Annotated in this window: 35 protein-coding genes; 34 read left to right on the top strand and 1 reads right to left on the bottom strand. The window is 68.8% G+C overall.

Going from position 1 to position 22,954, the window contains the following annotated elements; genetic code table 11:
• Positions 1-6 precede the first annotated feature (6 nt).
• The 34 genes from fusA to truA all read left to right on the top strand — a co-directional run bounded on the left by fusA (position 7) and on the right by truA (position 21,607).
• Positions 7-2,121 carry an elongation factor G gene (fusA, locus tag DEF28_RS05580; RefSeq protein ID WP_114396157.1) on the top strand — a complete coding sequence of 705 codons (2,115 nt, stop codon included), beginning with the start codon at positions 7-9 and terminating at the stop codon, positions 2,119-2,121.
• A gap of 70 nt (positions 2,122-2,191) precedes the next feature.
• Positions 2,192-3,385 (top strand): elongation factor Tu, encoded by a 1,194-nt coding sequence (tuf, locus tag DEF28_RS05575; protein WP_114396156.1) that lies wholly within the window; start codon positions 2,192-2,194, stop codon positions 3,383-3,385.
• A gap of 260 nt (positions 3,386-3,645) precedes the next feature.
• Entirely contained in the window at positions 3,646-3,954 is a 309-nt protein-coding gene (rpsJ, locus tag DEF28_RS05570; RefSeq protein WP_013156110.1) for a 30S ribosomal protein S10, read from the top strand.
• Between the two features lie 13 nt (positions 3,955-3,967).
• Positions 3,968-4,618 carry a 50S ribosomal protein L3 gene (rplC, locus tag DEF28_RS05565; protein ID WP_114396155.1) on the top strand — a complete coding sequence of 217 codons (651 nt, stop codon included), beginning with the start codon at positions 3,968-3,970 and terminating at the stop codon, positions 4,616-4,618.
• A 3-nt stretch (positions 4,619-4,621) separates the two neighbouring features.
• Positions 4,622-5,290 carry a 50S ribosomal protein L4 gene (gene rplD, locus DEF28_RS05560; RefSeq protein WP_114396154.1) on the top strand — a complete coding sequence of 223 codons (669 nt, stop codon included), beginning with the start codon at positions 4,622-4,624 and terminating at the stop codon, positions 5,288-5,290.
• The gene (gene rplW / locus DEF28_RS05555; protein WP_114396153.1) at positions 5,287-5,577 is read left to right on the top strand and encodes a 50S ribosomal protein L23; all 291 of its coding nucleotides are present in this window, start codon (positions 5,287-5,289) and stop codon (positions 5,575-5,577) included. The genes rplD and rplW overlap by 4 nt, the downstream gene beginning before the upstream one ends.
• Before the next feature lie 55 nt (positions 5,578-5,632).
• Positions 5,633-6,466 carry a 50S ribosomal protein L2 gene (gene rplB, locus DEF28_RS05550; RefSeq protein WP_114396152.1) on the top strand — a complete coding sequence of 278 codons (834 nt, stop codon included), beginning with the start codon at positions 5,633-5,635 and terminating at the stop codon, positions 6,464-6,466.
• Positions 6,467-6,478: 12 nt separating this feature from the next.
• On the top strand, positions 6,479-6,757 hold the full coding sequence (gene rpsS, locus DEF28_RS05545) for a 30S ribosomal protein S19 (RefSeq protein WP_114396151.1): 279 nt from the start codon (positions 6,479-6,481) through the stop codon (positions 6,755-6,757).
• Positions 6,758-6,829: 72 nt separating this feature from the next.
• Positions 6,830-7,207, top strand: a complete 378-nt coding sequence (gene rplV / locus DEF28_RS05540; protein ID WP_114396150.1) for a 50S ribosomal protein L22 — start codon at positions 6,830-6,832, stop codon at positions 7,205-7,207.
• On the top strand, positions 7,207-8,028 hold the full coding sequence (gene rpsC, locus DEF28_RS05535; protein ID WP_114396149.1) for a 30S ribosomal protein S3: 822 nt from the start codon (positions 7,207-7,209) through the stop codon (positions 8,026-8,028). Before rplV ends, rpsC begins: the two co-directional genes overlap by 1 nt.
• Positions 8,029-8,031: 3 nt before the next feature.
• The gene (gene rplP, locus DEF28_RS05530; protein ID WP_114396148.1) at positions 8,032-8,448 is read left to right on the top strand and encodes a 50S ribosomal protein L16; all 417 of its coding nucleotides are present in this window, start codon (positions 8,032-8,034) and stop codon (positions 8,446-8,448) included.
• Positions 8,448-8,702 (top strand): 50S ribosomal protein L29, encoded by a 255-nt coding sequence (gene rpmC, locus DEF28_RS05525; protein ID WP_114396147.1) that lies wholly within the window; start codon positions 8,448-8,450, stop codon positions 8,700-8,702. Before rplP ends, rpmC begins: the two co-directional genes overlap by 1 nt.
• A complete protein-coding gene (rpsQ, locus tag DEF28_RS05520; protein ID WP_114396146.1) occupies positions 8,699-8,974 on the top strand; it encodes a 30S ribosomal protein S17 in 276 nt (91 codons plus the stop codon). The genes rpmC and rpsQ overlap by 4 nt, the downstream gene beginning before the upstream one ends.
• A gap of 100 nt (positions 8,975-9,074) precedes the next feature.
• On the top strand, positions 9,075-9,443 hold the full coding sequence (gene rplN, locus DEF28_RS05515) for a 50S ribosomal protein L14 (protein ID WP_078763265.1): 369 nt from the start codon (positions 9,075-9,077) through the stop codon (positions 9,441-9,443).
• A gap of 3 nt (positions 9,444-9,446) precedes the next feature.
• Positions 9,447-9,752, top strand: coding sequence for a 50S ribosomal protein L24 (rplX, locus tag DEF28_RS05510; RefSeq protein ID WP_114396145.1), 306 nt, complete (start codon positions 9,447-9,449; stop codon positions 9,750-9,752).
• Positions 9,752-10,327 (top strand): 50S ribosomal protein L5, encoded by a 576-nt coding sequence (rplE, locus tag DEF28_RS05505; protein WP_114396144.1) that lies wholly within the window; start codon positions 9,752-9,754, stop codon positions 10,325-10,327. The genes rplX and rplE overlap by 1 nt, the downstream gene beginning before the upstream one ends.
• 59 nt (positions 10,328-10,386) lie before the next feature.
• The gene (locus DEF28_RS05500) at positions 10,387-10,572 is read left to right on the top strand and encodes a type Z 30S ribosomal protein S14 (protein ID WP_114396143.1); all 186 of its coding nucleotides are present in this window, start codon (positions 10,387-10,389) and stop codon (positions 10,570-10,572) included.
• Positions 10,573-10,852: 280 nt separating this feature from the next.
• Positions 10,853-11,251 (top strand): 30S ribosomal protein S8, encoded by a 399-nt coding sequence (gene rpsH, locus DEF28_RS05495; RefSeq protein WP_114396142.1) that lies wholly within the window; start codon positions 10,853-10,855, stop codon positions 11,249-11,251.
• A gap of 16 nt (positions 11,252-11,267) precedes the next feature.
• Positions 11,268-11,804: a 50S ribosomal protein L6 gene (gene rplF / locus DEF28_RS05490; RefSeq protein ID WP_114396141.1), complete on the top strand. Its 537-nt coding sequence runs from the start codon at positions 11,268-11,270 to the stop codon at positions 11,802-11,804.
• A 2-nt stretch (positions 11,805-11,806) separates the two neighbouring features.
• Positions 11,807-12,193, top strand: coding sequence for a 50S ribosomal protein L18 (gene rplR / locus DEF28_RS05485; protein WP_114396140.1), 387 nt, complete (start codon positions 11,807-11,809; stop codon positions 12,191-12,193).
• A gap of 50 nt (positions 12,194-12,243) precedes the next feature.
• Positions 12,244-12,846 (top strand): 30S ribosomal protein S5, encoded by a 603-nt coding sequence (rpsE, locus tag DEF28_RS05480; RefSeq protein ID WP_114396139.1) that lies wholly within the window; start codon positions 12,244-12,246, stop codon positions 12,844-12,846.
• A gap of 3 nt (positions 12,847-12,849) precedes the next feature.
• Positions 12,850-13,035 carry a 50S ribosomal protein L30 gene (gene rpmD, locus DEF28_RS05475; RefSeq protein ID WP_114396138.1) on the top strand — a complete coding sequence of 62 codons (186 nt, stop codon included), beginning with the start codon at positions 12,850-12,852 and terminating at the stop codon, positions 13,033-13,035.
• Positions 13,032-13,496: a 50S ribosomal protein L15 gene (gene rplO / locus DEF28_RS05470; protein WP_114396137.1), complete on the top strand. Its 465-nt coding sequence runs from the start codon at positions 13,032-13,034 to the stop codon at positions 13,494-13,496. The genes rpmD and rplO overlap by 4 nt, the downstream gene beginning before the upstream one ends.
• A 305-nt stretch (positions 13,497-13,801) precedes the next feature.
• Positions 13,802-15,118, top strand: a complete 1,317-nt coding sequence (gene secY / locus DEF28_RS05465; RefSeq protein ID WP_114396136.1) for a preprotein translocase subunit SecY — start codon at positions 13,802-13,804, stop codon at positions 15,116-15,118.
• A complete protein-coding gene (locus DEF28_RS05460) occupies positions 15,118-15,768 on the top strand; it encodes an adenylate kinase (protein ID WP_114396135.1) in 651 nt (216 codons plus the stop codon). The genes secY and DEF28_RS05460 overlap by 1 nt, the downstream gene beginning before the upstream one ends.
• Positions 15,768-16,592 (top strand): type I methionyl aminopeptidase, encoded by an 825-nt coding sequence (map, locus tag DEF28_RS05455; protein ID WP_114396134.1) that lies wholly within the window; start codon positions 15,768-15,770, stop codon positions 16,590-16,592. Before DEF28_RS05460 ends, map begins: the two co-directional genes overlap by 1 nt.
• A 101-nt stretch (positions 16,593-16,693) precedes the next feature.
• A complete protein-coding gene (locus DEF28_RS05450) occupies positions 16,694-17,167 on the top strand; it encodes a DUF1707 SHOCT-like domain-containing protein (protein WP_309485793.1) in 474 nt (157 codons plus the stop codon).
• A 275-nt stretch (positions 17,168-17,442) separates the two neighbouring features.
• Positions 17,443-17,664 carry a translation initiation factor IF-1 gene (gene infA, locus DEF28_RS05445; RefSeq protein ID WP_017593374.1) on the top strand — a complete coding sequence of 74 codons (222 nt, stop codon included), beginning with the start codon at positions 17,443-17,445 and terminating at the stop codon, positions 17,662-17,664.
• Positions 17,665-17,731: 67 nt separating this feature from the next.
• Positions 17,732-17,845 (top strand): 50S ribosomal protein L36, encoded by a 114-nt coding sequence (gene rpmJ / locus DEF28_RS05440; protein WP_114396133.1) that lies wholly within the window; start codon positions 17,732-17,734, stop codon positions 17,843-17,845.
• Positions 17,846-18,053: 208 nt separating this feature from the next.
• Positions 18,054-18,434: a 30S ribosomal protein S13 gene (gene rpsM / locus DEF28_RS05435; protein WP_114396185.1), complete on the top strand. Its 381-nt coding sequence runs from the start codon at positions 18,054-18,056 to the stop codon at positions 18,432-18,434.
• 72 nt (positions 18,435-18,506) lie between these two features.
• Complete coding sequence (gene rpsK / locus DEF28_RS05430; RefSeq protein ID WP_114396132.1) at positions 18,507-18,911, top strand: 30S ribosomal protein S11; 405 nt, start codon at positions 18,507-18,509, stop codon at positions 18,909-18,911.
• A 136-nt stretch (positions 18,912-19,047) separates the two neighbouring features.
• On the top strand, positions 19,048-20,067 hold the full coding sequence (locus tag DEF28_RS05425; RefSeq protein ID WP_114396131.1) for a DNA-directed RNA polymerase subunit alpha: 1,020 nt from the start codon (positions 19,048-19,050) through the stop codon (positions 20,065-20,067).
• Between the two features lie 65 nt (positions 20,068-20,132).
• Positions 20,133-20,657, top strand: a complete 525-nt coding sequence (gene rplQ / locus DEF28_RS05420; RefSeq protein ID WP_114396130.1) for a 50S ribosomal protein L17 — start codon at positions 20,133-20,135, stop codon at positions 20,655-20,657.
• Positions 20,658-20,758: 101 nt separating this feature from the next.
• Entirely contained in the window at positions 20,759-21,607 is an 849-nt protein-coding gene (truA, locus tag DEF28_RS05415; protein ID WP_114396129.1) for a tRNA pseudouridine(38-40) synthase TruA, read from the top strand.
• A 259-nt stretch (positions 21,608-21,866) separates the two neighbouring features.
• On the opposite strand, the gene DEF28_RS05410 is transcribed toward truA, so the two are convergent.
• On the bottom strand, positions 21,867-22,954 hold a 1,088-nt coding region (locus tag DEF28_RS05410), incomplete at its 5' end, for a hypothetical protein (RefSeq protein WP_325048980.1).

Genomic DNA, 22,954 nt, shown 5'->3' with positions numbered 1-22,954 from the left:
AGCCACATGGCTACCACTGCTCTTGACCTTGCCAAGGTCCGCAACATCGGGATCATGGCGCACATCGACGCGGGTAAGACCACGACGACCGAGCGGATCCTCTTCTACACCGGTGTGACGTACAAGATCGGTGAGGTCCATGAGGGCGCGGCCACCATGGACTGGATGAAGGAGGAGCAGGAGCGCGGCATCACGATCACGTCCGCCGCGACCACCACTCACTGGGACGACCACACCATCAACCTCATCGACACGCCGGGCCACGTCGACTTCACGGTCGAGGTCGAGCGGAACCTGCGTGTCCTTGACGGTGCGGTCGCCGTGTTCGACGCCAAGGAGGGCGTGGAGCCCCAGTCGGAGCAGGTGTGGCGGCAGGCCGATCGCTACAACGTGCCCCGGATCTGCTTCGTCAACAAGATGGACAAGATCGGCGCCGAGTTCCAGCGGTGCGTCGACATGATCACGGACCGTCTCGGGGCCAACCCGCTGGCGATCCAGCTGCCCATCGGTGCCGAGGCCGGCTTCAAGGGTGTCATCGACCTCGTCCGCATGAAGGCCTACGTCTGGAGCGACGAGGCCGCCAAGGGCGAGATGTACGACACCATCGAGATCCCGGACTCCCACGCGGACGCGGCGCGCGAAGGCCACGACAAGCTGGTCGAGACGCTGGCCGAGGCCGACGACGAGATCATGGAGCTCTACCTGGAGGGCCAGGAGCCCACGGTCGAGCAGCTGGTGCCCGCCATCCGGCGCGCCACGATCGCCGGCACGGCTGTCCCGGTCCTCTGCGGTACCGCGTTCAAGAACAAGGGCGTGCAGCCGCTGCTCGACGCGGTCGTCGACTACCTCCCCTCGCCGCTGGACGTCGAGGAGATCACCGGTCACGACCCGAAGGACGAGACCGAGGAGGCCTCGCTCTCCCGCAAGCCGAGCGAGGACGAGCCGTTCGCGGCCCTGGCCTTCAAGATCATGAGCGACCCGCACCTCGGCAAGCTGACCTACCTGCGCGTCTACTCCGGCGTGCTGGAGGCCGGCTCGCAGGTCCTGAACAGCGTGAAGGGCCGCAAGGAGCGGATCGGCAAGATCTACCGGATGCACGCCAATAAGCGCACGGAGATCGCGCGCGTCGGCGCCGGCGACATCGTGGCCGTGATGGGTCTGAAGGACACCACCACCGGTGAGACGCTCTGCGACTCGTCCTCGCCGATCGTGCTGGAGTCCATGACCTTCCCGGCGCCGGTCATCCGGGTCGCGATCGAGCCGAAGACCAAGAGCGACCAGGAGAAGCTCGGCATCGCCATCCAGCGGCTCGCCGAGGAGGACCCGTCCTTCCAGGTGAACACCGACGAGGAGACCGGGCAGACGGTCATCGCCGGTATGGGTGAGCTGCACCTCGAGGTGCTCGTCAACCGCATGCGCGACGAGTTCAAGGTCGAGGCGAACATCGGCAAGCCGCAGGTCGCCTACCGCGAGACCATCCGCAAGAAGGTCGCGAAGGTCGAGTACACCCACAAGAAGCAGACGGGTGGCTCCGGCCAGTTCGGTCGCGTCATCATCGACCTCGAGCCGCTCGAGGTCGACGGCGACGGCGACGGTGCCGGGTACGAGTTCGTCAACAACATCACCGGTGGCCGTGTCCCGCGGGAGTACATCCCGTCGGTGGACGCCGGCTGCCAGGAGGCCGCGGAGTTCGGCATCCTGGCGGGGTACCCGCTGGTGGGCGTCAAGGTGACGCTGCAGGACGGCGCCTACCACGACGTCGACTCCTCCGAACTCGCCTTCAAGGTCGCCGGTTCCATGGCCTTCAAGGAAGCGGCGCGGCAAGCCAAGCCGGTTCTTCTGGAGCCGGTCATGGCGGTCGAGGTCACCACGCCCGAGGACTACATGGGCGACGTGATCGGCGACCTGAACAGCCGACGCGGACAGATCCAGTCGATGGACGAGCGTGCGGGTGCGCGCGTCGTCAAGGCACTCGTGCCGCTGTCGGAGATGTTCGGCTACGTGGGCGACCTTCGCAGCCGCACGCAGGGGAGGGCGAACTACACCATGGTGTTCGACTCCTACGCGGAGGTTCCGTCCAACGTCGCCACGGAGATCGTGGCGAAGGCCCGCGGCGAGTAGCCGCGCCACGTAACCAGACAGCTAGCAACCTCGTACGTCACACGGCGTTAGACCCAGTAGGAGAAATCCAGTGGCGAAGGCCAAGTTCGAGCGGACCAAGCCGCACGTAAACATCGGGACCATCGGTCACATCGACCACGGCAAGACCACGCTGACCGCGGCGATCACCAAGGTCCTGCACGACCAGTACCCCGACCTCAACCCCTTCACGCCGTTCGAGGACATCGACAAGGCGCCGGAGGAGCGCGAGCGCGGTATCACCATCTCGATCGCGCACGTCGAGTACCAGACCGAGGCGCGCCACTACGCCCACGTCGACTGCCCGGGTCACGCGGACTACGTGAAGAACATGATCACCGGTGCCGCCCAGATGGACGGCGCGATCCTGGTGGTCGCCGCCACGGACGGCCCGATGCCGCAGACCAAGGAGCACGTGCTCCTGGCCCGCCAGGTCGGCGTTCCGTACATCGTTGTCGCCCTGAACAAGGCCGACATGGTGGACGACGAGGAGATCTTCGAGCTCGTCGAGCTCGAGGTGCGCGAGCTCCTCAACGAGTACGAGTTCCCGGGTGACGACGTCCCGGTCGTCAAGGTCTCCGCGCTCAAGGCGCTGGAGGGCGACGCCGAGTGGGGCCAGGCCATCCTGGAGCTCATGAAGGCCGTGGACGAGAACATCCCGGAGCCCGTCCGCGACGTCGAGAAGCCGTTCCTGATGCCGATCGAGGACGTCTTCTCGATCACCGGCCGCGGCACGGTCGTCACCGGCCGCATCGAGCGCGGTGTCATCAACGTCAACGAGACCGTCGACATCGTCGGTATCAAGACGGAGAAGCAGACCACCACGGTCACCGGTGTCGAGATGTTCCGCAAGCTGCTCGACCAGGGCCAGGCCGGTGACAACGTCGGTCTGCTCCTGCGCGGCACCAAGCGCGAGGACGTCGAGCGCGGCCAGGTCGTCATCAAGCCGGGCACGACCACCCCGCACACCGAGTTCGAGGCCCAGGTCGTCATCCTGTCCAAGGACGAGGGTGGCCGCCACACGCCGTTCTTCAACAACTACCGGCCGCAGTTCTACTTCCGCACCACGGACGTCACCGGCGTCGTCACGCTGCCCGAGGGCACCGAGATGGTCATGCCCGGTGACAACACCGAGATGAAGGTGGAGCTCATCCAGCCGGTCGCCATGGAGGAGGGCCTGAAGTTCGCCATCCGCGAGGGTGGTCGGACGGTGGGCGCCGGCCGGGTGACCAAGGTCATCAAGTAGCACGACCGCGCGGGGCGGCGCCGACGGGGAACCGTGGGCCCGCCCCGGTGGGGCGGCCGAGCCGCTGGTCGGTTCGGCCGCCCCACCATGAACGACGTCATCGGGCTCTGTAGCGGTGATGCCACCTCACTCAGGGGACAGCCCTGCAGCGGTTTCTCAGGTGAATAGAGCCTCGAACACAAGGGCAGCCCCGGAGGGCACCGGGCCGATCACGGTACCGCGCCTCTACGGACACTGAAGCGAAGGACGAAAAGGCCACCATGGCGGGACAGAAGATCCGCATTCGGCTGAAGGCCTATGACCACGAGGTCATCGACAGCTCGGCGCGCAAGATCGTCGAGACTGTGACGCGGACCGGCGCGCAGGTCGCTGGCCCGGTGCCGTTGCCGACGGAGAAGAACGTGTACTGCGTCATCCGTTCGCCGCACAAGTACAAGGACTCGCGCGAGCACTTCGAGATGCGCACGCACAAGCGGCTGATCGACATCATCGACCCGACGCCGAAGACCGTCGACTCGCTCATGCGGCTCGACCTCCCGGCCGGCGTCGACATCGAGATCAAGCTTTAAGGGACGCACAGACATGGCCACCAAGCAGATCAAGGGAGTCCTGGGCGAGAAGCTCGGCATGACCCAGGTCTTCGACGACGCCGGCAAGATCGTGCCGGTGACCGTCCTGAAGGCCGGTCCGTGCGTCGTGACGCGCGTCCGCACTCCGGAGACCGATGGCTACTCCGCCATCCAGCTCGGCTACGGGCAGATCAACCCGCGCAAGGTCAACAAGCCGCTCGGCGACTACCTGCGCAAGCACGACCTGACCCCGCGCCGCCACTACGTCGAGGTCCGCACCACCGACGCCACCGAGTACACGCTCGGCCAGGAGCTCACCGCCGAGACGTTCGAGGCGGGCCAGCTCGTCGACGTCACCGGCAAGAGCAAGGGCAAGGGCTTCGCGGGCGTCATGAAGCGCCACGGGTTCCGCGGCCTCAGCGCCACGCACGGCACCCAGCGCAAGCACCGCTCGCCGGGTTCCATCGGCGGCTGCGCCACCCCCGGCCGCGTGTTCAAGGGCCTGCGGATGGCGGGTCGTATGGGCAACGTGCGCAAGACCATCCAGAACCTCACCGTGCACGCGGTTGACGCCGAGAAGGGCCTCATCCTGGTCAAGGGTGCGGTCCCCGGCCCCAACGGCGGGCTGGTGCTCGTCCGCACCGCCGCGAAGGGGGAGAAGTAAGCCATGGCGACGATCGAGGTCAAGAACCCCGACGGCGCGGCCGGCCGGAGCGTCGAGCTCCCCGGTGAGATCTTCGACCAGCAGGTCAACATCCCGCTGATCCACCAGGTCGTTGTCGCGCAGGAGGCCGCGGGCCGGCAGGGCACGCACTCCACCAAGACCCGCGGCGAGGTCCGCGGCGGCGGCAAGAAGCCGTACCGCCAGAAGGGCACCGGTCGCGCCCGGCAGGGCTCCATCCGCGCTCCGCAGTTCACCGGCGGCGGCGTGGTGCACGGCCCCAAGCCGCGCGACTACAGCCAGCGCACCCCCAAGAAGATGAAGGCCGCCGCGCTGCGGGGCGCCCTCTCCGACCGGGCCCGCCACGGCCGCGTGCACGTCATCAGCGACTTCGTCGCCGCCGACGTCACCACCAAGCGGACCCAGACGGCCCTGAAGGCGCTGCGCCAGGTCACCGACTCCGACAAGGTGCTGGTGGTCCTCGGCCGCGAGGACGAGCACAACCGCCTCGCGCTGCGGAACCTCGGCGAGGTGCACATCCTCGACGCCGGCCAGGTCAACACCTACGACGTCCTGGTCGCGGACGACATCGTGTTCACCGAGCGCGGTTACGACGCGTTCCTGGGCCACGTCCAGGGCGCCTCGGCTGCGACGTCTCAGGAGGACGACCAGTGAGGATCCCCGACCCTCGGGACATCATCGTCGAGCCGGTGATCTCCGAGAAGAGCTACGGCCTGATGGACCAGAACAAGTACACGTTCATCGTCCGGCCGGACGCCAACAAGACGCAGATCAAGATCGCGGTGGAGAAGATCTTCGACGTGAAGGTCACCAGCGTGAACACGATCAACCGTCAGGGCAAGCGCAAGCGCACGAAGTTCGGGTACGGCAAGCGCCCCGACACCAAGCGCGCGATCGTGAGCCTGCGGGACGGCGACCGGATCGACATCTTCGGCGTCTGATCCACCGGCCTGACCGCTTCATCTCAAGCACCACGTAAAGGAATGCGCGAAGAAGATGGGCATTCGTAAGTACAAGCCGACGACACCGGGTCGTCGCGGCGCCAGCGTGAGCGACTTCGTCGAGATCACGCGTTCGACGCCGGAGAAGTCCCTGGTGCGTCCGCTGCACTCCAAGGGCGGGCGCAACGGCCACGGCCGTATCACCGCCCGCCACCAGGGTGGCGGACACAAGCGGGCCTACCGGGTCATCGACTTCCGGCGCCACGACAAGGACGGGGTCCCGGCCAAGGTCGCGCACATCGAGTACGACCCCAACCGCACCGCGCGCATCGCGCTGCTCCACTACGTGGACGGCGAGAAGCGCTACATCCTCGCGCCGGCCGGCCTCAAGCAGGGCGACCGCGTCGAGAACGGCCCCCAGGCCGACATCAAGCCGGGCAACTGCCTCCCGCTGCGCAACATCCCCACGGGTACGTTCGTGCACGCGGTCGAGCTGAAGCCGGGCGGTGGCGCCAAGCTGGGCCGCTCCGCGGGCTCGCAGATCCAGCTGCTCGCGAAGGAGGGCGCCTACGCCACGCTGCGCATGCCCTCCGGTGAGATGCGGCAGGTCGAGGTGTCCTGCCGGGCGACCGTGGGACAGGTCGGCAACGCCGAGCAGTCCAACATCAACTGGGGCAAGGCCGGCCGGATGCGGTGGAAGGGCAAGCGCCCGACCGTCCGCGGTGTCGCCATGAACCCGGTGGACCACCCGCTCGGCGGTGGCGAGGGCAAGAGCTCGGGTGGCCGCCACCCGGTCAGCCCGTGGGGCAAGCCCGAGGGCCGCACCCGCAAGCCGAACAAGGCCAGTGACCGGCTCATCGTGCGTCGGCGTAGCAAGAAGAAGCGGTAAGGAGCACGTCTGATGCCACGTAGCCTTAAGAAGGGCCCGTTCGTCGACGAACACCTGCTCAAGAAGGTGCAGGAGCAGAACGCGAAGGGCAGCAAGAACGTCATCAAGACGTGGTCCCGCCGTTCCATGATCATCCCCGAGATGATCGGGCACACCATCGCCGTGCACAACGGGAAGACGCACATCCCGGTGTTCGTGTCGGAGTCGATGGTCGGTCACAAGCTCGGCGAGTTCGCTCCCACGCGCACTTTCCGCAGCCACGTCAAGGAAGACCGCCGTAGCCGCCGTTAGCGGTTGCACGCAGAGTAAGAGCAATGTTCCCCACGGTGCGTGGGGGTGAGTTCCGTGAGCGAGGGAAGAGCGATGGGAACGAGGGCACAGGCACGGTTTGTCCGTGTTACGCCCCGAAAGGCCCGCCGGGTGGTGGACCTTATTCGCGGGTTGCCCGCTGACGAGGCACAGGCGGTGCTGCGGTTCGCGCCCCAGGCGGCGAGTGAGCCGGTGGGCAAGGTGCTCGCGAGCGCCATCGCCAATGCCGAGCACAACGACAAACTGGACCGCGAGACGCTGGTCGTCAGCCGGGCCTGGGTGGACGAGGGTCCGACCCTGAAGCGGATCCGGCCGCGGGGCTTCGGCCGGGCGTTCCGGGTCACGAAGCGGACGAGCCACATCACCGTGGTCGTCGCGCCGCGTGAGACCGCGGGCGCCTCGTCCACCAAGACGCAGGAAAGGACCCGATAGTGGGGCAGAAGGTCAACCCGCACGGGTTCCGGCTGGGCGTGACCACCGACTTCAAGAGCCGCTGGTACGCCGACAAGCTCTACAAGGACTACGTCAAGGAAGACGTGGCCATCCGCCGCATGCTGAACCGCGGCATGGAGCGCGCCGGAATCTCCAAGGTCGAGATCGAGCGCACCCGCGACCGGGTCCGCGTCGACATCCACACCGCCCGGCCGGGCATCGTCATCGGCCGTCGCGGTTCCGAGGCCGACCGCATCCGCGGCGACCTGGAGAAGCTGACCGGCAAGCAGGTCCAGCTGAACATCCTCGAGGTCAAGAACCCCGAGATCGACGCCCAGCTCGTGGCCCAGGGCGTCGCCGAGCAGCTCTCCAGCCGGGTCGCGTTCCGGCGGGCGATGCGCAAGGCGATGCAGAGCGCCATGAAGAGCGGCGCCAAGGGCATCCGGGTGCAGTGCGGCGGCCGCCTCGGCGGCGCCGAGATGTCGCGCTCGGAGTTCTACCGCGAGGGCCGGGTGCCGCTGCACACGCTGCGCGCCGACATCGACTACGGCTTCTTCGAGGCCCGTACGACGTTCGGCCGCATCGGTGTGAAGGTGTGGATCTACAAGGGCGACGCGCCGGCCACCCGCGCCGAGCGCGAGGCCGCCCAGGCCGCGCAGCGCGCTCCGGGCGGCGGCGGCCAGCGTCGTGAGCGCCCGCAGCGCCGCCGCCGCGGCGGCCAGCAGGGCGGCGGCCAGGGGCCGCAGGGCGAGAGCAGCAAGCCGGCTGAGGCGCCCCAGGGCGCGGAGGCGGGCGCGAAGTCCGGGAACGAGGGGAGCTGACCGATGCTTATTCCCCGCAAGGTCAAGTACCGCAAGCAGCACCACCCCAGCCTGGCCGGTCGCGCCAAGGGCGGTACGAAGGTCAACTTCGGTGAGTACGGCATCCAGGCCCTGGAGTCGGCCTACGTCACCAACCGGCAGATCGAGTCGGCGCGTATCGCGATGACCCGGCACATCCGCCGCGGTGGCAAGGTGTGGATCAACATCTTCCCGGACCGGCCGCTGACCAAGAAGCCCGCGGAGACCCGCATGGGTTCCGGTAAGGGCTCCCCGGAGTGGTGGGTCGCCCCGGTCAAGCCCGGGCGCGTGATGTTCGAGCTGTCGGGTGTGCCGGAGGCGGTGGCCAAGGAGGCCATGCGTCGGGCCATGCACAAGCTCCCGATGAAGTGCAAGTTCGTGAAGCGCGAAGTGGAGGCGTGATGGCGAAGTCCCTGACCGCCCAGGAGCTGCGGGACCAGTCCGTGGAGGACCTGGTCGGCAAGCTCAAGGAGGCGAAGGAGGAGCTGTTCAACCTCCGCTTCCAGGCCGCCACCGGGCAGCTCGACAACCACGCTCGGCTGCGCACCGTCAAGCGGGAGATCGCCCGGATCTACACCGTGATGCGGGAGCACGAGCTGGGCATCGTGGCGCTGGCCGGCGAGTCGGCTGACAAGACGAAGGAAGCAGCCGAATGAGCGAGGACAAGGCCGTGACCCAGCGGAACTACCGCAAGGTCCGCGAGGGCTACGTTGTCAGCGACAAGATGGACAAGACCGTCGTTGTCGAGGTGGAGGACCGCGTCAAGCACGCGCTGTACGGCAAGGTCCTCCGCCGCACCACGAAGTACAAGGCCCACGACGAGGCGAACACCGCCGGTGTCGGCGACCGGGTCCGCCTGATGGAGACCCGCCCGCTGTCGGCGACCAAGCGCTGGCGCGTCGTGGAGATCCTGGAGAAGGCTAAGTAGACCCCTGCATCGGCGGCCGGTTGGTGGAGATCGGCCGCCGCTGGGGTGAGACCACCTAGCAGCGCGGGACGCGTTCCCGCGCGATATATCAGGAGCAGACGTGATTCAGCAGGAGTCGCGACTCAAGGTCGCCGACAACACGGGGGCCAAGGAGATCCTGACCATCCGTGTCCTCGGCGGTTCGGGTCGGCGATACGCGGGCATCGGCGACATCATCGTGGCGACGGTGAAGGACGCCCTTCCCGGCGCCGGCGTGAAGAAGGGCGATGTCGTCAAGGCCGTTGTCGTGCGCACCACCAAGGAGCGCCGCCGGCCCGACGGCTCCTACATCCGCTTCGATGAGAACGCCGCCGTGCTCATCAAGGACGGTGGGGACCCGCGAGGCACCCGTATCTTCGGCCCGGTCGGCCGCGAGCTGCGGGACAAGAAGTTCATGCGCATCATCTCGCTAGCGCCGGAGGTGCTGTAGGCGATGAAGATCAAGAAGGACGACGAGGTCATCGTCATCGCCGGCAAGGACAAGGGTGCCACCGGGAAGGTCCTGCGGGCCCTTCCCAAGGAGCAGCGTGTCGTCGTCGAGGGCGTCAACCTCATCAAGAAGCACAAGAAGGCCAACCAGGCGGGCGGCCAGCAGGGCGAGGTCGTCACCCAGGAGGCGCCGATCCACGTGAGCAACGTGGCGATCGTCGAGGACGGCAAGCCCACCCGCGTCGGGTACCGCTTCGAGGAAGACGGCACCAAGGTTCGGATCTCCCGCCGTACCGGTAAGGACATCTGATGACGGTCACCAGTGACACGGCCGCTCCGGCGCTGCCGCGCCTCAAGGAGAAGTACCGCACCGAGATCGTGCCGGGGCTCCGCGAGGAGTTCGAGATCGGCAACATCATGCAGGTGCCCGGGCTGACCAAGATCGTGGTCAACATGGGCGTCGGCGAGGCGGCCCGCGACGCGAAGCTGATCCAGGGCGCGATCGCCGACCTGTCGGCCATCACCGGCCAGAAGCCGAAGGTGAACCGCGCGAAGAAGTCCATCGCGCAGTTCAAGCTGCGCGAGGGCCAGCCGATCGGCGCCAGCGTCACGCTGCGCGGCGACCGGATGTGGGAGTTCCTCGACCGGCTGCTCTCCCTGGCGCTGCCCCGTATCCGGGACTTCCGCGGCCTCTCGCCGAAGCAGTTCGACGGCAACGGCAACTACACCTTCGGGCTGACCGAGCAGGTCATGTTCCACGAGGTGGACCCGGACAAGGTCGACCGCCAGCGCGGTATGGACATCACGGTCGTCACCACGGCGACCAACGACGACGAGGGGCGGAGCCTGCTCAGGCGGCTTGGTTTCCCCTTCAAGGAAGCGTAGTTCGTTCCGGGTGGCCGAGGCGGCCGGGGACGACCAGGAAGCCCGAAGGGTAACCAGACATGGCTAAGAAGGCACTGATCGCCAAGGCGAACAGGAAGCCCAAGTTCGAGGTTCGCGCGTATACTCGATGCTCGCGGTGCGGCCGCCCGCGCGCCGTCTTCCGGAAGTTCGGCCTCTGCCGCATCTGCTTCCGCGAGATGGCGCACCGGGGTGAGCTCCCGGGCATCACCAAGTCCAGCTGGTAGCGACCGGTCGGCCGGCCCGCGAGGGCCGGCCCCGGTGTGTACCGGGTCCGGCGGCGCCCGCGGCGGCCCCCGGAGCCAGTGGCCCGCGAAGTCACTGGTGATCCGCCGCACGAAGACACATAACCGACCAGGCACGGTGTCGGACCGACCGAGCTCGGCCCCGACACGGTGCCCATGACCACGCCGAAGGTCCTAGAGGAACTCCCGCCCAGGCGGGGGAACAGGCTGTGAGGGACAGTCTGTCCTTGGGGAAACCGCGGCGAGGAAGGGCCAATCGGCCATGACGATGACCGACCCGATCGCAGACATGCTGACGCGTCTGCGTAACGCGAATTCGGCGTACCACGACACCGTGACGATGCCGTATTCCAAGATCAAGGCGCACATCGCCGAGATCCTCCAGCAGGAGGGCTACGTCCAGGGCTGGCGTACCGAGGACGCGCCCGTCGGCCAGAACCTCGTGGTGGAGCTGAAGTACGGGCCCACCCGTGAGCGTTCGATCGCCGGCGTCCGCCGGGTCTCCAAGCCCGGCCTGCGGGTCTACGCGAAGAAGGACAACCTTCCGCGGGTCCTGGGTGGCCTCGGCGTGGCGATCATTTCGACGTCCGGCGGCCTGATGACCGACAAGCAGGCCAAGAAGCGTGGCGTGGGCGGCGAAGTCCTCGCCTACGTCTGGTAGAGGGAGAGATTTCAGCATGTCGCGTATCGGTCGACTGCCGATCTCGGTCCCGAAGGGCGTCGAAGTCACGATTGACGGGCAAGACGTCAAAGTCAAGGGGCCGAAGGGCGAACTGACGCACACCGTCGTCGACCCGATCACCGTCGTCCTGGAGGACGGCCAGATCAAGGTCGGGCGTCCCGACGACAAGCCGGACAACCGTGCACTGCACGGTCTGGTCCGCGCGCTGCTCGCGAACAACATCGAGGGCGTCTCCAAGGGCTTCAGCAAGACGCTGGAGATCCACGGCGTCGGCTACCGGGTCCAGGCCCGGGGCGCCAACCTGGAGTTCTCGCTCGGCTACAGCCACCCCGTCGTGGTGGAGCCGCCCGAGGGCATCTCGTTCCGGGTGGAGAAGCCGACCCTGCTGCACGTCGACGGCATCGACAAGCAGAAGGTCGGCGAGGTCGCGGCCAACATCCGCAAGCTGCGCAAGCCCGACCCGTACAAGGCCAAGGGCGTGCGCTACAAGGGTGAGCAGATCCGCCGCAAGGCCGGAAAGGCTGGTAGGTAAGCATGGCGAAGAGCACGACGCTGGTCCGCAAGGGCACGGCCTCGCGCGCGGCTTCCCGTGCGCGGCGGCACCTGCGGATCCGCAAGAAGGTCACGGGCACCCCCGAGCGTCCGCGCCTGGTCGTGACGCGCTCCTCCAAGCACATGTTCGTCCAGATCGTGGACGACACCAAGGGCATCACCCTCGTGTCGGCCTCCACGCTGGAGAAGGACCTCCGTGCGTTCGAGGGCACGAAGACCGAGAAGTCCCGCAAGGTGGGCGAGCTGCTCGCCAAGCGTGCGAAGGACGCCGGCGTCACCGCGGTCGTCTTCGACCGGGGCGGTCACAAGTACCACGGCCGTATCGCCGCGCTGGCCGACGGCGCGCGTGCCGGCGGGCTGGAGCTCTAAGTGATGACTCCGGCCAAGGGCATTTACGTCAACGAGAAGAGGAACCACTGATGGCTGCAGCTCCGCGGCGCGGCGCCGGTGGCGAGCGGCGTGACCGCCGTGACGATCGCCGCGGCGGCGCCGCAGACAAGGGTGTCTCCTACATCGAGCGTGTGGTGACCATCAACCGGGTCGCCAAGGTCGTCAAGGGCGGCCGGCGCTTCAGCTTCACCGCCCTGGTCGTCGTCGGCGACGGCAACGGCATGGTCGGTGTCGGCTACGGCAAGGCCAAGGAAGTCCCGGCCGCGATCGCCAAGGGTGTCGAGGAGGCGAAGAAGAACTTCTTCCGCGTCCCGCGCATCCAGGGCACGATCACCCACCAGGTGCAGGGCGAGGACGCGGCCGGCGTGGTGCTGCTGCGTCCGGCGGCCCCCGGTACCGGTGTGATCGCGGGCGGCCCGGTGCGCGCCGTGCTGGAGTGCGCCGGTATCCACGACGTCCTGAGCAAGTCGCTCGGTTCGTCCAACCCGATCAACATCGTGCACGCGACGGTGACCGCGCTGAAGGGCCTGAACCGTCCCGAGGAGATCGCGGCGCGCCGCGGTCTGCCGATCGAGGACGTCGCTCCGGCTGCCATGCTGCGGGCCCGCGCGGAAGCGAAGGCGGGGGCCTAGGTCATGGCGAAGCTGAAGATCACGCAGGTCCGCTCCAAGATCGGCGGCAAGCAGAAGCAGCACGACAGCCTGCGGTCGCTCGGACTCGGGCGGATCGGCCGGTCGGTCGTGCGTGAGGACCGTCCCGAGGTCCGCGGCCAGCTGAACGTGGTCGCGCACCTCGTCACCGTCGAGGAGGTCGGCGAATGAACGACTACTCTCCCGACGAGCTGCTCAAGATCCACCACCTGCGTCCCGCTCCGGGCGCCAACAAGTCGAAGACCCGCAAGGGCCGCGGCGAGGCGTCCAAGGGTAAGACCGCTGGTCGTGGTACGAAGGGCACGAAGGCTCGTTCCACCGTGCCGGCCGGTTTCGAGGGCGGCCAGATGCCGCTCATCCGCCGGGTGCCGAAGCTCAAGGGCTTCAGCAACGCCCAGTTCAAGACGACCTACCAGGTCGTCAACCTGGACCGGCTGGGCGAGCTCTTCCCCGAGGGTGGCGAGGTCACCGTCGAGGGCCTGGTCGCCAAGGGCGCGGTTCGCAAGAACCAGCCCGTGAAGGTGCTGGGCACCGGCGAGATCTCGGTCGCCGTGCAGGTGAGCGCGCACGCGTTCTCGGCGTCGGCGAAGGAGAAGATCGCCGCGGCCGGTGGCACTGTCACCGAGCTGTAGCGCGGACTCGTATAGTTGAGTTCACGGGGCGTCTGCCGGGTCAACCCATTTGGTTGGGGAAACCGGCCGGCGCCCCGTTATCTTTTAGGGAGAGCGGCGGGTTACCTGGCGATCGGCCTTGTCGCACGCGTAGTGAGGTCGCCGTCACGCGTCACCTGTCGAACGGCTGTTAAAGTGCCATCTGCTTACGAAGAGAACTCCCGGGCTCGGGGCGCCGGCTCCGAGCTGACGTACAACGACGACTCAGGATCGGCCGCGATGTCTCGAATCGGCTCCGCCGCCGCCGAAGCCTCGCAGGAGGAGACGTGCTAGGTGCGTTCGTCCGTGCGTTCCGCACGCCTGACCTGCGTAACAAGCTGCTGTTCACGCTTTTCATCCTGACCATCTACCGGTTGGGTTCCGTGATCCCCGCTCCGGGCATCAACCCGGACGCGATCAGGCAGTGCCTCCAGGGCGCGCAGACCGAGGACACGACCGGGCTCTACTCCCTGGTCAACCTGTTCAGCGGCGGGGCGCTGCTGCAGCTGGCCATCTTCGCGCTGGGCATCATGCCCTACATCACCGCCAGCATCATCCTGAACCTGCTCACGGTGGTGATCCCCCGGCTGGAGGCCCTCAAGAAGGAGGGCCAGGCGGGACAGGCGAAGATCACCCAGTACACGCGGTACCTGACCGTGGCGCTGGCGCTGCTGCAGTCCACCAGCATCATCGCGATGGCCCGGACCGGCCAGCTCTTCCAGGGCGCCTGCCCGCCCTCCAGCTACATGCCGAGCGAGGACCTGCTCACGCTGATCACGATCGTGTTCGTGATGACCGCGGGCACCTGCGTCATCATGTGGTTCGGCGAGCTCATCACCGAGCGCGGTGTCGGCAACGGCATGTCGCTGCTGATCTTCACCACGGTCGTCGCGGTCTTCCCGTCCTCCATGGCGCGGATCTGGAGCGAGCAGAGCCCCTGGATCTTCGCCATCATCTGCGTCGCCGGCCTGGTGCTGATCGCCGGTGTCGTCTTCATGGAGCAGGCGCAGCGCCGGATCCCGGTGCAGTACGCCAAGCGGATGGTCGGCCGGCGGATGTACGGGGGCAGCTCCACCTACATCCCGCTCAAGGTCAACCAGGCCGGTGTCATCCCGGTCATCTTCGCGTCGTCGCTGCTGTACCTGCCGCAGCTCGCCATCGGGCTGCTCGGCCAGGACAGCGACAACCCGGTCGTGGACTTCCTCTCGACCTACTTCGGCCCGACGGGCACCCACCCCGTGTACATGGCCAGCTTCTTCGCGTTGATCGTCGGCTTCGCGTTCTTCTACGTCGCGATTACCTTCAACCCCGCTGAAGTGGCCGACAACATGAAGAAGTACGGTGGGTTCATCCCAGGCATCCGCCCCGGGCGTCCGACCGCCGAGTACCTGGACTTCGTCCTGACCCGGCTGACGACTCCCGGCGCGCTCTACCTGGGCTTGATCGCGTTGCTGCCGATGCTGGCGCTCGGAGCGTCCGGAGCCAGCGGGAACTTCCCGTTCGGCGGCACCAGCATCCTGATCATGGTCGGTGTCGGGCTGGACACGGTGAAGCAGATCGAGAGTCACCTCCAGCAGAGGAACTACGAAGGTTTTCTGCGATAGTGCGTGCCGTATTGGTGGGACCCCCGGGAGCCGGTAAGGGCACCCAGGCCCAAATCTTGGCGTCCGAATTGTCTATTCCGAAGGTGTCCACCGGTGACATCTTCCGTGCCAACGTCAGCGGCGGCACGGAGCTGGGTAACCTCGCCAAGTCCTACATGGACCGCGGGGACCTGGTCCCCGACGAGGTGACCAACGCGATGGTCCGGGACCGGCTCGCGGAGCCCGACGCGCGCGAGGGCTTCCTGCTCGACGGCTTCCCGCGCAACGTCGCCCAGGCCGAGTGGCTGAACAAGATGCTCGACGACTCCGGCCGTGCGCTCGACGTCGTCCTGGAGCTGAAGGTCGACGAGGAGGAGGTCGTCAAGCGGCTCTCCGGGCGGCGCACCTGCCGCGGGTGCGGGCACGTGCAGCACGTCGCCTACGACCCGCCGAAGCGCGAGGGCGTGTGCGACGTCTGCGGCGGCGAGCTCTTCCAGCGGGACGATGACCGCGAGGAGACGATCCGGCACCGGCTGGACGTCTACCGGGAGCAGACGGAGCCCCTGGTCTCCTTCTACGCCAACGAGGGGCTCCTGACGGCGATCGAGGCCACCGGCGCGGTGGACGAGGTCACCCGGCGCGCCCTCGAGGTGCTGAGAGCCCGGGACTGATGTTCCGCAGGGACCAGCCGGACGTCCAGCTGAAGACGCCGGCGCAGATCGAGAAGATGCGGGCGGCGGGCCAGGTCGTGGCCCGCACGCTCGACACGCTGCGCGCGGCGGTGCGCCCGGGGATCAGCACGCTGGACCTCGACGCCATCGCCGAGCGCAGCATCCGCGAGGCGGGGGCCGTGCCCTCCTTCAAGGGCTACCACGGCTTCACGGGCTCCATCTGCGCGTCCGTGAACGAGGAGGTCGTGCACGGCATCCCGCGCGCCGACAAGGTGCTGCGGGACGGCGACCTCATCGCGATCGACTGCGGTGCCATCCTCGACGGCTGGCACGGCGACTCCGCCATCACGGTGGCGGTCGGCGCCGCCGACCCGGCCGACGAGGAGGCCATGCGGGTCTGCGAGGACGCCATGTGGGCCGGCATCGACGCCATGCGGGTCGGCAACCGGCTCGGCGACATCGGCCACGCGATCGACTCCCTCATATCCGCGCGCGGGCGCTACGGCAACGTGCAGGAGTACGGCGGCCACGGGATCGGCACTGAGATGCACATGGAGCCGCACGTCCTCAACCACGGCCGCCGGGGGAAGGGCATCGAACTCGTGGCGGGCATGTGCCTGGCCATCGAGCCGATGGTCAACCGGGGTACCCGGCACGTGCTCCAGCTCGACGACGGCTGGACGGTGGTCACCCGGGACGGCAAGCGGTCGACGCACTTCGAGCACTCCGTGGCGGTCACCGACGACGGGCCGCTGGTGCTGACCGCGCGCGAGGACAACCGCGAGCGCATCGCCGCCATGGGGCTGCCGGACCCGGGGTACTGAGCCGCCAGCCCGTCCGAGAAGTCCGGATCGCGAGGCCCGTCCGCCACTACCATGGCGGTGACGGGCCTCGCGCGGGTCGCGGCCCCCGACCAGATGGGTGAATGACCGTGTCCGAGTTCTCCCCGGAGACCAGGGCCTCCGACGCCGACCGCGACCGGGTGGCGCGGCGACTGCAGGAGCACTTCGCCCAGGGGCGGCTGGACAGCGACGACTTCAACGAGCGGCTGACCCGGGTGTACCGCGCGCGCACCGGCGCGGAGCTGGAGCGCATCACCGAGGACCTCCCCGAGCGGGACCTCGCCGACCTGCGCCCGGCGCCGCGGCGGCCGGCCGGCCGGAGCCCGGGGCGCCGCCGCGGGGTCCTGCGCGAGCCCATCGTCCAGATCCCGTGGCTCATCTGGGGCGGGGTCAACACGCTCTGCTTCACCATCTGGCTGATCACGGTGGTCACGGGCGCCCACGGCGGTTATCCCTGGTGGATCTGGGTGATGGCGCCGTGGGGCATCGTGATGCTGTTCGCCACCATCGGCATCGCCGCCGTGCGCCGGTCGGACGTACCGGACGGCCGCGACTAGCGCCGCGCTGCCCCGCCCGCCCGCGCCCCGGCGCCGCTGGTGCCGGGACCGGGTAGACTGGGCGTGCCCACACGCGGGCTGTTGGGTCAGTCTGCCTTCGTTCGCGTCTGTTCGTCGCGTTGGCGTATGCTATTGCAGTTGACCTGATCTTCCAGCGTTCCCAGAACCGGAGCCGGACCCCGAACCGGGACGGCCCCGCGTGAACGCGTGCCGGTCACCCGGTAGGAGACCCGTCGGGTTACGTTAACCAAGTCGATGAACGAAGCGTGGAGGACATGGCCAAGAAAGACGGCGCCATCGAGATTGAGGGCTCCGTTATCGAGTCCCTACCCAACGCTATGTTCCGAGTGGAGCTCGACAACGGGCACAAGGTGCTTGCCCACATCAGCGGCAAGATGCGGATGCACTACATCCGCATCCTCCCCGACGACCGCGTCGTCGTGGAGCTGAGCCCCTACGACCTCACGCGCGGGCGCATCGTTTACCGCTACAAGTAGCCGCACCACTCGCGCCCGACCTGGTCGCAGGCCGGGATGGGGTGGATGCATCGAGTCCGGAGCCACCATGAAGGTCAAGCCGAGCGTCAAGAAGATCTGCGCGAAGTGCCGAGTGATCCGCCGCAACGGCCGGATCATGGTCATCTGCGCGGACCCGCGCCACAAGCAGCGGCAGGGCTAGTCCAGCCTGACTTCCTGATCGCGCGATCCGCCTCGCGGACCACCGGTCCGCGGGACACCACAACCGAAACCCGTCCCGATTCCCGACGCCCGCCGAGCGGCGGTCGGCGGGAACCACCCCCGGTCGGAGGCCGGGGCCTCGTCGATTGGGCGACGAGAGGACCGCGGACGGGACAGACCTCCGCTACAGCACGAAGGAGTTCGCCCAGATGGCACGCCTCGAAGGCGTCGACCTTCCCCGCGACAAGCGGGTGGAGATCGCTCTCACCTACGTTTTCGGGATCGGGCGCTCTCGCGCCATCGAGACCCTCCAGAACACCGGGGTCAACCCGGACACGCGCGTCCACCAGCTGACCGAGGAAGAGCTGGTCAAGCTGCGCGAGTGGATCAGCGCCAACTACAAGGTCGAGGGCGACCTGCGCCGCGAGGTCCAGGCCGACATTCGCCGCAAGATCGAGATCGGCTGCTACCAGGGCATCCGGCACCGCCGTGGCCTCCCCGTCCACGGTCAGCGCACGCAGACCAACGCGCGGACCCGCAAGGGCAAGAAGAAGACCGTGGCCGGCAAGAAGAAGGCCGGCAAGAAGTAGTCCGCCTCAGAGCCGGACGAGGGCTGTTCGTCCGGATCGCCAACGGATCGATGATCTTGGGAGTTATGCAGAATGCCGCCTAAGGGCCGTCAGGGCGCCGCGCGCAAGGTGCGTCGCAAGGAAAAGAAGAACATCGTCCACGGGCACGCCCACATCAAGAGCACGTTCAACAACACGATCGTGAGCATCACCGACCCGAGCGGTGCGGTGATCTCTTGGGCCAGCTCGGGACAGGTCGGTTTCAAGGGCTCGCGCAAGTCCACCCCGTTCGCCGCGCAGATGGCCGCCGAGGCCGCCGCGCGCCGCGCCCAGGAGCACGGGGTGCGCAAGGTGGACGTGTTCGTGAAGGGCCCCGGCTCCGGACGCGAGACCGCCATTCGTTCGCTGCAGGCCACCGGCCTGGAAGTGGGCTCCATCCAGGACGTCACGCCGGTTCCGCACAACGGCTGCCGTCCGCCGAAGCGGCGCCGGGTCTGACCCGACTCCGCGGAATCAGCCGCGCTGACCCCGAGGGGGCCTTCGGGCCCCCCGGGGCCGGGTACCAGGCTCCGCGACCGCGGAGCTGACCAGTGACCGTCATATAGCGGGCGGTCGTGGGAAAGGAAGACGGACCATGCTGATCGCTCAGCGTCCCACCCTGACCGAGGAGTCGGTCTCCGAGTTCCGCTCCAAGTTCGTCATCGAACCCCTGGAGCCGGGCTTCGGCTACACCATCGGCAACTCTCTGCGCCGGACCCTGCTGTCGTCCATCCCCGGTGCCGCTGTCACCAGCATCCGCATCGAGGGCGTCGAGCACGAGTTCACCACCGTGCCCGGCGTCAAAGAGGACGTCACCGAGATCATCCTGAACCTCAAGGGCCTCGTCGTCAGCTCCGAGCACGACGAGCCGGTTCTGATGTACCTGCGCAAGCAGGGACCGGGTGTCGTCACGGCGGCCGACATCGCGCCGCCGGCAGGCGTCGAGGTGCACAACCCCGACCTGCACATCGCCACCCTGAACGGCAAGGGCAAGCTGGAGATGGAGCTGACGGTCGAGCGCGGCCGCGGCTACGTCTCGGCGACGCAGAACAAGCAGCCGGGCCAGGAGATCGGCCGGATCCCGATCGACTCGATCTACTCGCCGGTGCTGCGGGTGACCTACAAGGTCGAGGCGACCCGTGTCGAGCAGCGGACGGACTTCGACCGCCTCGTCCTGGATGTCGAGACCAAGCCGTCCATCCGGGCGCGCGACGCCGTCGCGAGCGCCGGCAAGACGCTGGTCGAGCTGTTCGGCCTGGCGCGGGAGCTCAACGTCGACGCCGAGGGCATCGACATGGGCCCGTCGCCGACGGACGCCGCCCTGGCCGCGGACCTGGCGCTGCCGATCGAGGACCTGAACCTCACCGTCCGTTCCTACAACTGCCTGAAGCGCGAGGGCATCCACAGTGTGGGTGAGCTCGTGGCCCGCTCCGAGCAGGACCTTCTCGACATCCGCAACTTCGGTGCGAAGTCCATCGAGGAGGTCAAGCAGAAGCTCATCGACATGGGCCTGTCGCTGAAGGACTCCCCGCCCGGATTCGACCCGACCAGCGCGGCCGACTCCTACGGGTCCGAAGAGGACGACCAGTCCTACGTCGAGACCGAGCAGTACTAGAAGACGTCGCCCATGGTCCACGACCGAGTGCTGGTCGAGGATCGCACCACTAGGAGAACGACACCATGCCCACGCCAACGAAGGGGCCGCGCCTGGGTTCCGGCCCGGCTCATGAGCGGCTCATGCTGGCGAACCTGGCGACCTCGCTGTTCCAGCACGGTCGTATCAAGACCACGGAGGCGAAGGCCAAGCGCCTGCGTCCCTACGCGGAGAAGCTCATCACCCTGGGCAAGCGCGGCGACCTGCACGCGCGTCGGCAGGTGCTGACGAAGATCCACGACAAGAGCGTGGTCCACGAGCTCTTCACCGAGATCGGCCCGCGGTACGAGAACCGCGAGGGCGGTTACACCCGTATCACCAAGATCGGTCCGCGCAAGGGCGACAACGCGCCCATGGCCGTGATCGAGCTGGTCGAGGCGCTGCCGGCCCCCGCGGCGACCACCGCGAAGGCCCCGGCAGCGACCGAGGCGGGTTCGCAGCCCGCGGAGGACACCACGTCCGAGCAGACCGCGCAGGCGGGCGAGGGCACGCAGGCGGAGGGGGCCGCGGAGGCCGCCGCCGAGGACAAGGCCGAGGACACCAAGGAGTGACCCGCTGAGGACGCTCGCGTCCTCGGTCGCCCGAGAGTCGGGGAGAGCCCGCCACCGCGCAGGTGGCGGGCTCTCGCATCTGCTGGGGGAGACGGATCTGGATGACTGAGGACCGCGCCGACGCGGCGGCACCGGTCAAACTTCGACTGGACATCGCCTACGACGGCACCGACTTCTCCGGCTGGGCCGCCCAGCCGGGCCGGCGCACCGTGCAGGGCGTCCTGCAGGAGGCCGTCACGCGGGTGCTGCGATTGCCGGAGGAGGCCGCCATCACCTGCGCGGGGCGCACCGATGCCGGGGTGCACGCGCGGGGGCAGGTGGCCGAGGTGAGCGTGCCCGCCGCGGTCTGGGACGCGGAGGGCGGCCGGCTGCTCCGGCGGCTGGCCGGCGTCCTGCCGCCGGACGTGCGGGTCCGCGCGGTCCGGCCGGCCCCCGAGGGGTTCGACGCGCGCTTCTCCCCGCTGTTCCGCCGCTACGTGTACCGGGTCTGCGACGCGCCGGCCGGCGTACCACCGCTGCGGCGCAACGACGTGCTCTGGCACAAGCGCCCCCTGGACCTCGACCGGATGAACGCGGCCGCTGCCGAGCTGCTCGGCGAGCACGACTTCGCCGCCTTCTGCCGCCGACGGGAGGGCGCGACCACCATCCGCGAGCTGCTGCGGCTGCGCTGGGACCGGGAGGAGGCCCACCTGTACGCGGCGACCGTGCAGGCCGACGCGTTCTGCCACAACATGGTCCGTGCGCTGATCGGCGCCCTGCTCGCGGTGGGCGACGGCCGTCGCGCGCCCGACTGGCCGCGGCAGGTGCTGGCCGCCGGAGTCCGCGACTCCGCGGTGCACGTCGTCCCGCCGCACGGCCTCAGCCTGGAGGAGGTGCGCTACCCGCCCGACGCCGAGCTGGCCGGACGGGCCCGCGCCACCCGCCGGGTCCGGACGCTGCCCGGAGGGTGAGCCCCGCCGGGAGGGCGGCGATGCGCCTGGCCGGGTCCGGCCGGCGGTTCCCGGGTGCCGGAACGCCCCGAGCGGCGGTCGCAGGCGGGACCCGCGGCCCGGCGGTTCCTGGCTGCCGGGACCGCCCGAGCGGCGGTCGCAGGCGGGACCCGCGGACGACGGCGAGGGCCTCCGGAGCCGGTGGAGACGTCCTGCTCCACCGGTCCGCGAGGCCCTCGTCCGGTTCGGGCGGTGTCCCGGCCGCGTGCCGGGACGGCGGCTACGCCGCGCGCTCGCCCAGCGGGACGAGCGGGAGGTTGACGAACTGGCCGCTGAGCTCGGCCAGGTCCGCGGCGTCGCCCTCCGGGGTGCGGCCGTCCGCGTTGGCCGCCAGCGCGAAGACCACGTAGCGGCCCCAGGTGGCGCCGGAGCCGTGGCCGCCGGCGACGTCCATGCGCTCGGCTCCGCTGCCGTCCTGGCCGGCGAGGCCGGCGAACCACTGGGACGAAGCGAGGTCCTGGCCCTCCTGCGCGGCCTGGGCGCCCCCCTGGTCGGCCATCGCGGCGACCCCGACCGTGACGGCGCGGGTGCCCTCCTCGTTGACGTAGGAGGCCCGTACGACCTGCCGGCAGTCGTTCTCCACGAGTACCTGGCCGTAGTCCCCGTGCGTCACGGTGTCGCACTTCTCGGTGTCGTCGGTCTGCACCCGGGTGAACGTCTCGCCGCCGATCTCGACGCTCTCGGCGCCGAAGACGTCGTCCACCTGCAGCGGGTCGGGGTCGACACCCTCGTCGGCCACCCGGCTGACCTCGTACTCCCCGGGGCCGGTGGAGCCGTTGGTGGCCAGCACGAAGGCCCCGATCCCGCCGAGCAGCACCAGCACGCCGAACCCGGCGCCCACGAGGACCTTCGGCGACAGCCCGCCGGAGCGCCGCGGCCGGGCCTGCGGTCCGCTGCCGCGCGGCGGCCGGCCGCCGCGCTCGTCGCGGCCGGGGCCGGGGCCGGCGTCGAAGCCGGACATGTCGAACTGGGCGGTCGCGGATCCGGCGTCGCGCGCCGGGGCCTCGTCCCGGAACATCGGCCGGCCGCCGAACACGTCCTCGGCGGGCGGTGCCGGCGGGCGCTCGTCGCGTACCGGCGGGATGGTCTGGGTGGCGCCGTCGTCGGCCACCGGGGGGATCATCTGCGTGGCGCCGTCGTCCACGACCGCGTTCATGTTCTGCGTCGCGGCGTCGGGGAAGACGGGTTCGGCCCGCGAGGCCCCGGGATCGGGGCTGCCGGGCGGGATGACCCGGCCCTGCAGGGGGTGCTGGCCTCCCGTCGGCGCCTGGCCGGGCCACGGCGGCGCGGCGGGCGGCGGCCCCGGGT

It is taken from the genome of Marinitenerispora sediminis (genome assembly GCF_003336425.1).
In the GTDB taxonomy this organism is placed as follows: domain Bacteria; phylum Actinomycetota; class Actinomycetes; order Streptosporangiales; family Streptosporangiaceae; genus Marinitenerispora; species Marinitenerispora sediminis.
The sequence above is the reverse complement of the archived record's forward strand: the minus strand, read 5'-3'. Positions and strand labels throughout refer to the sequence as shown.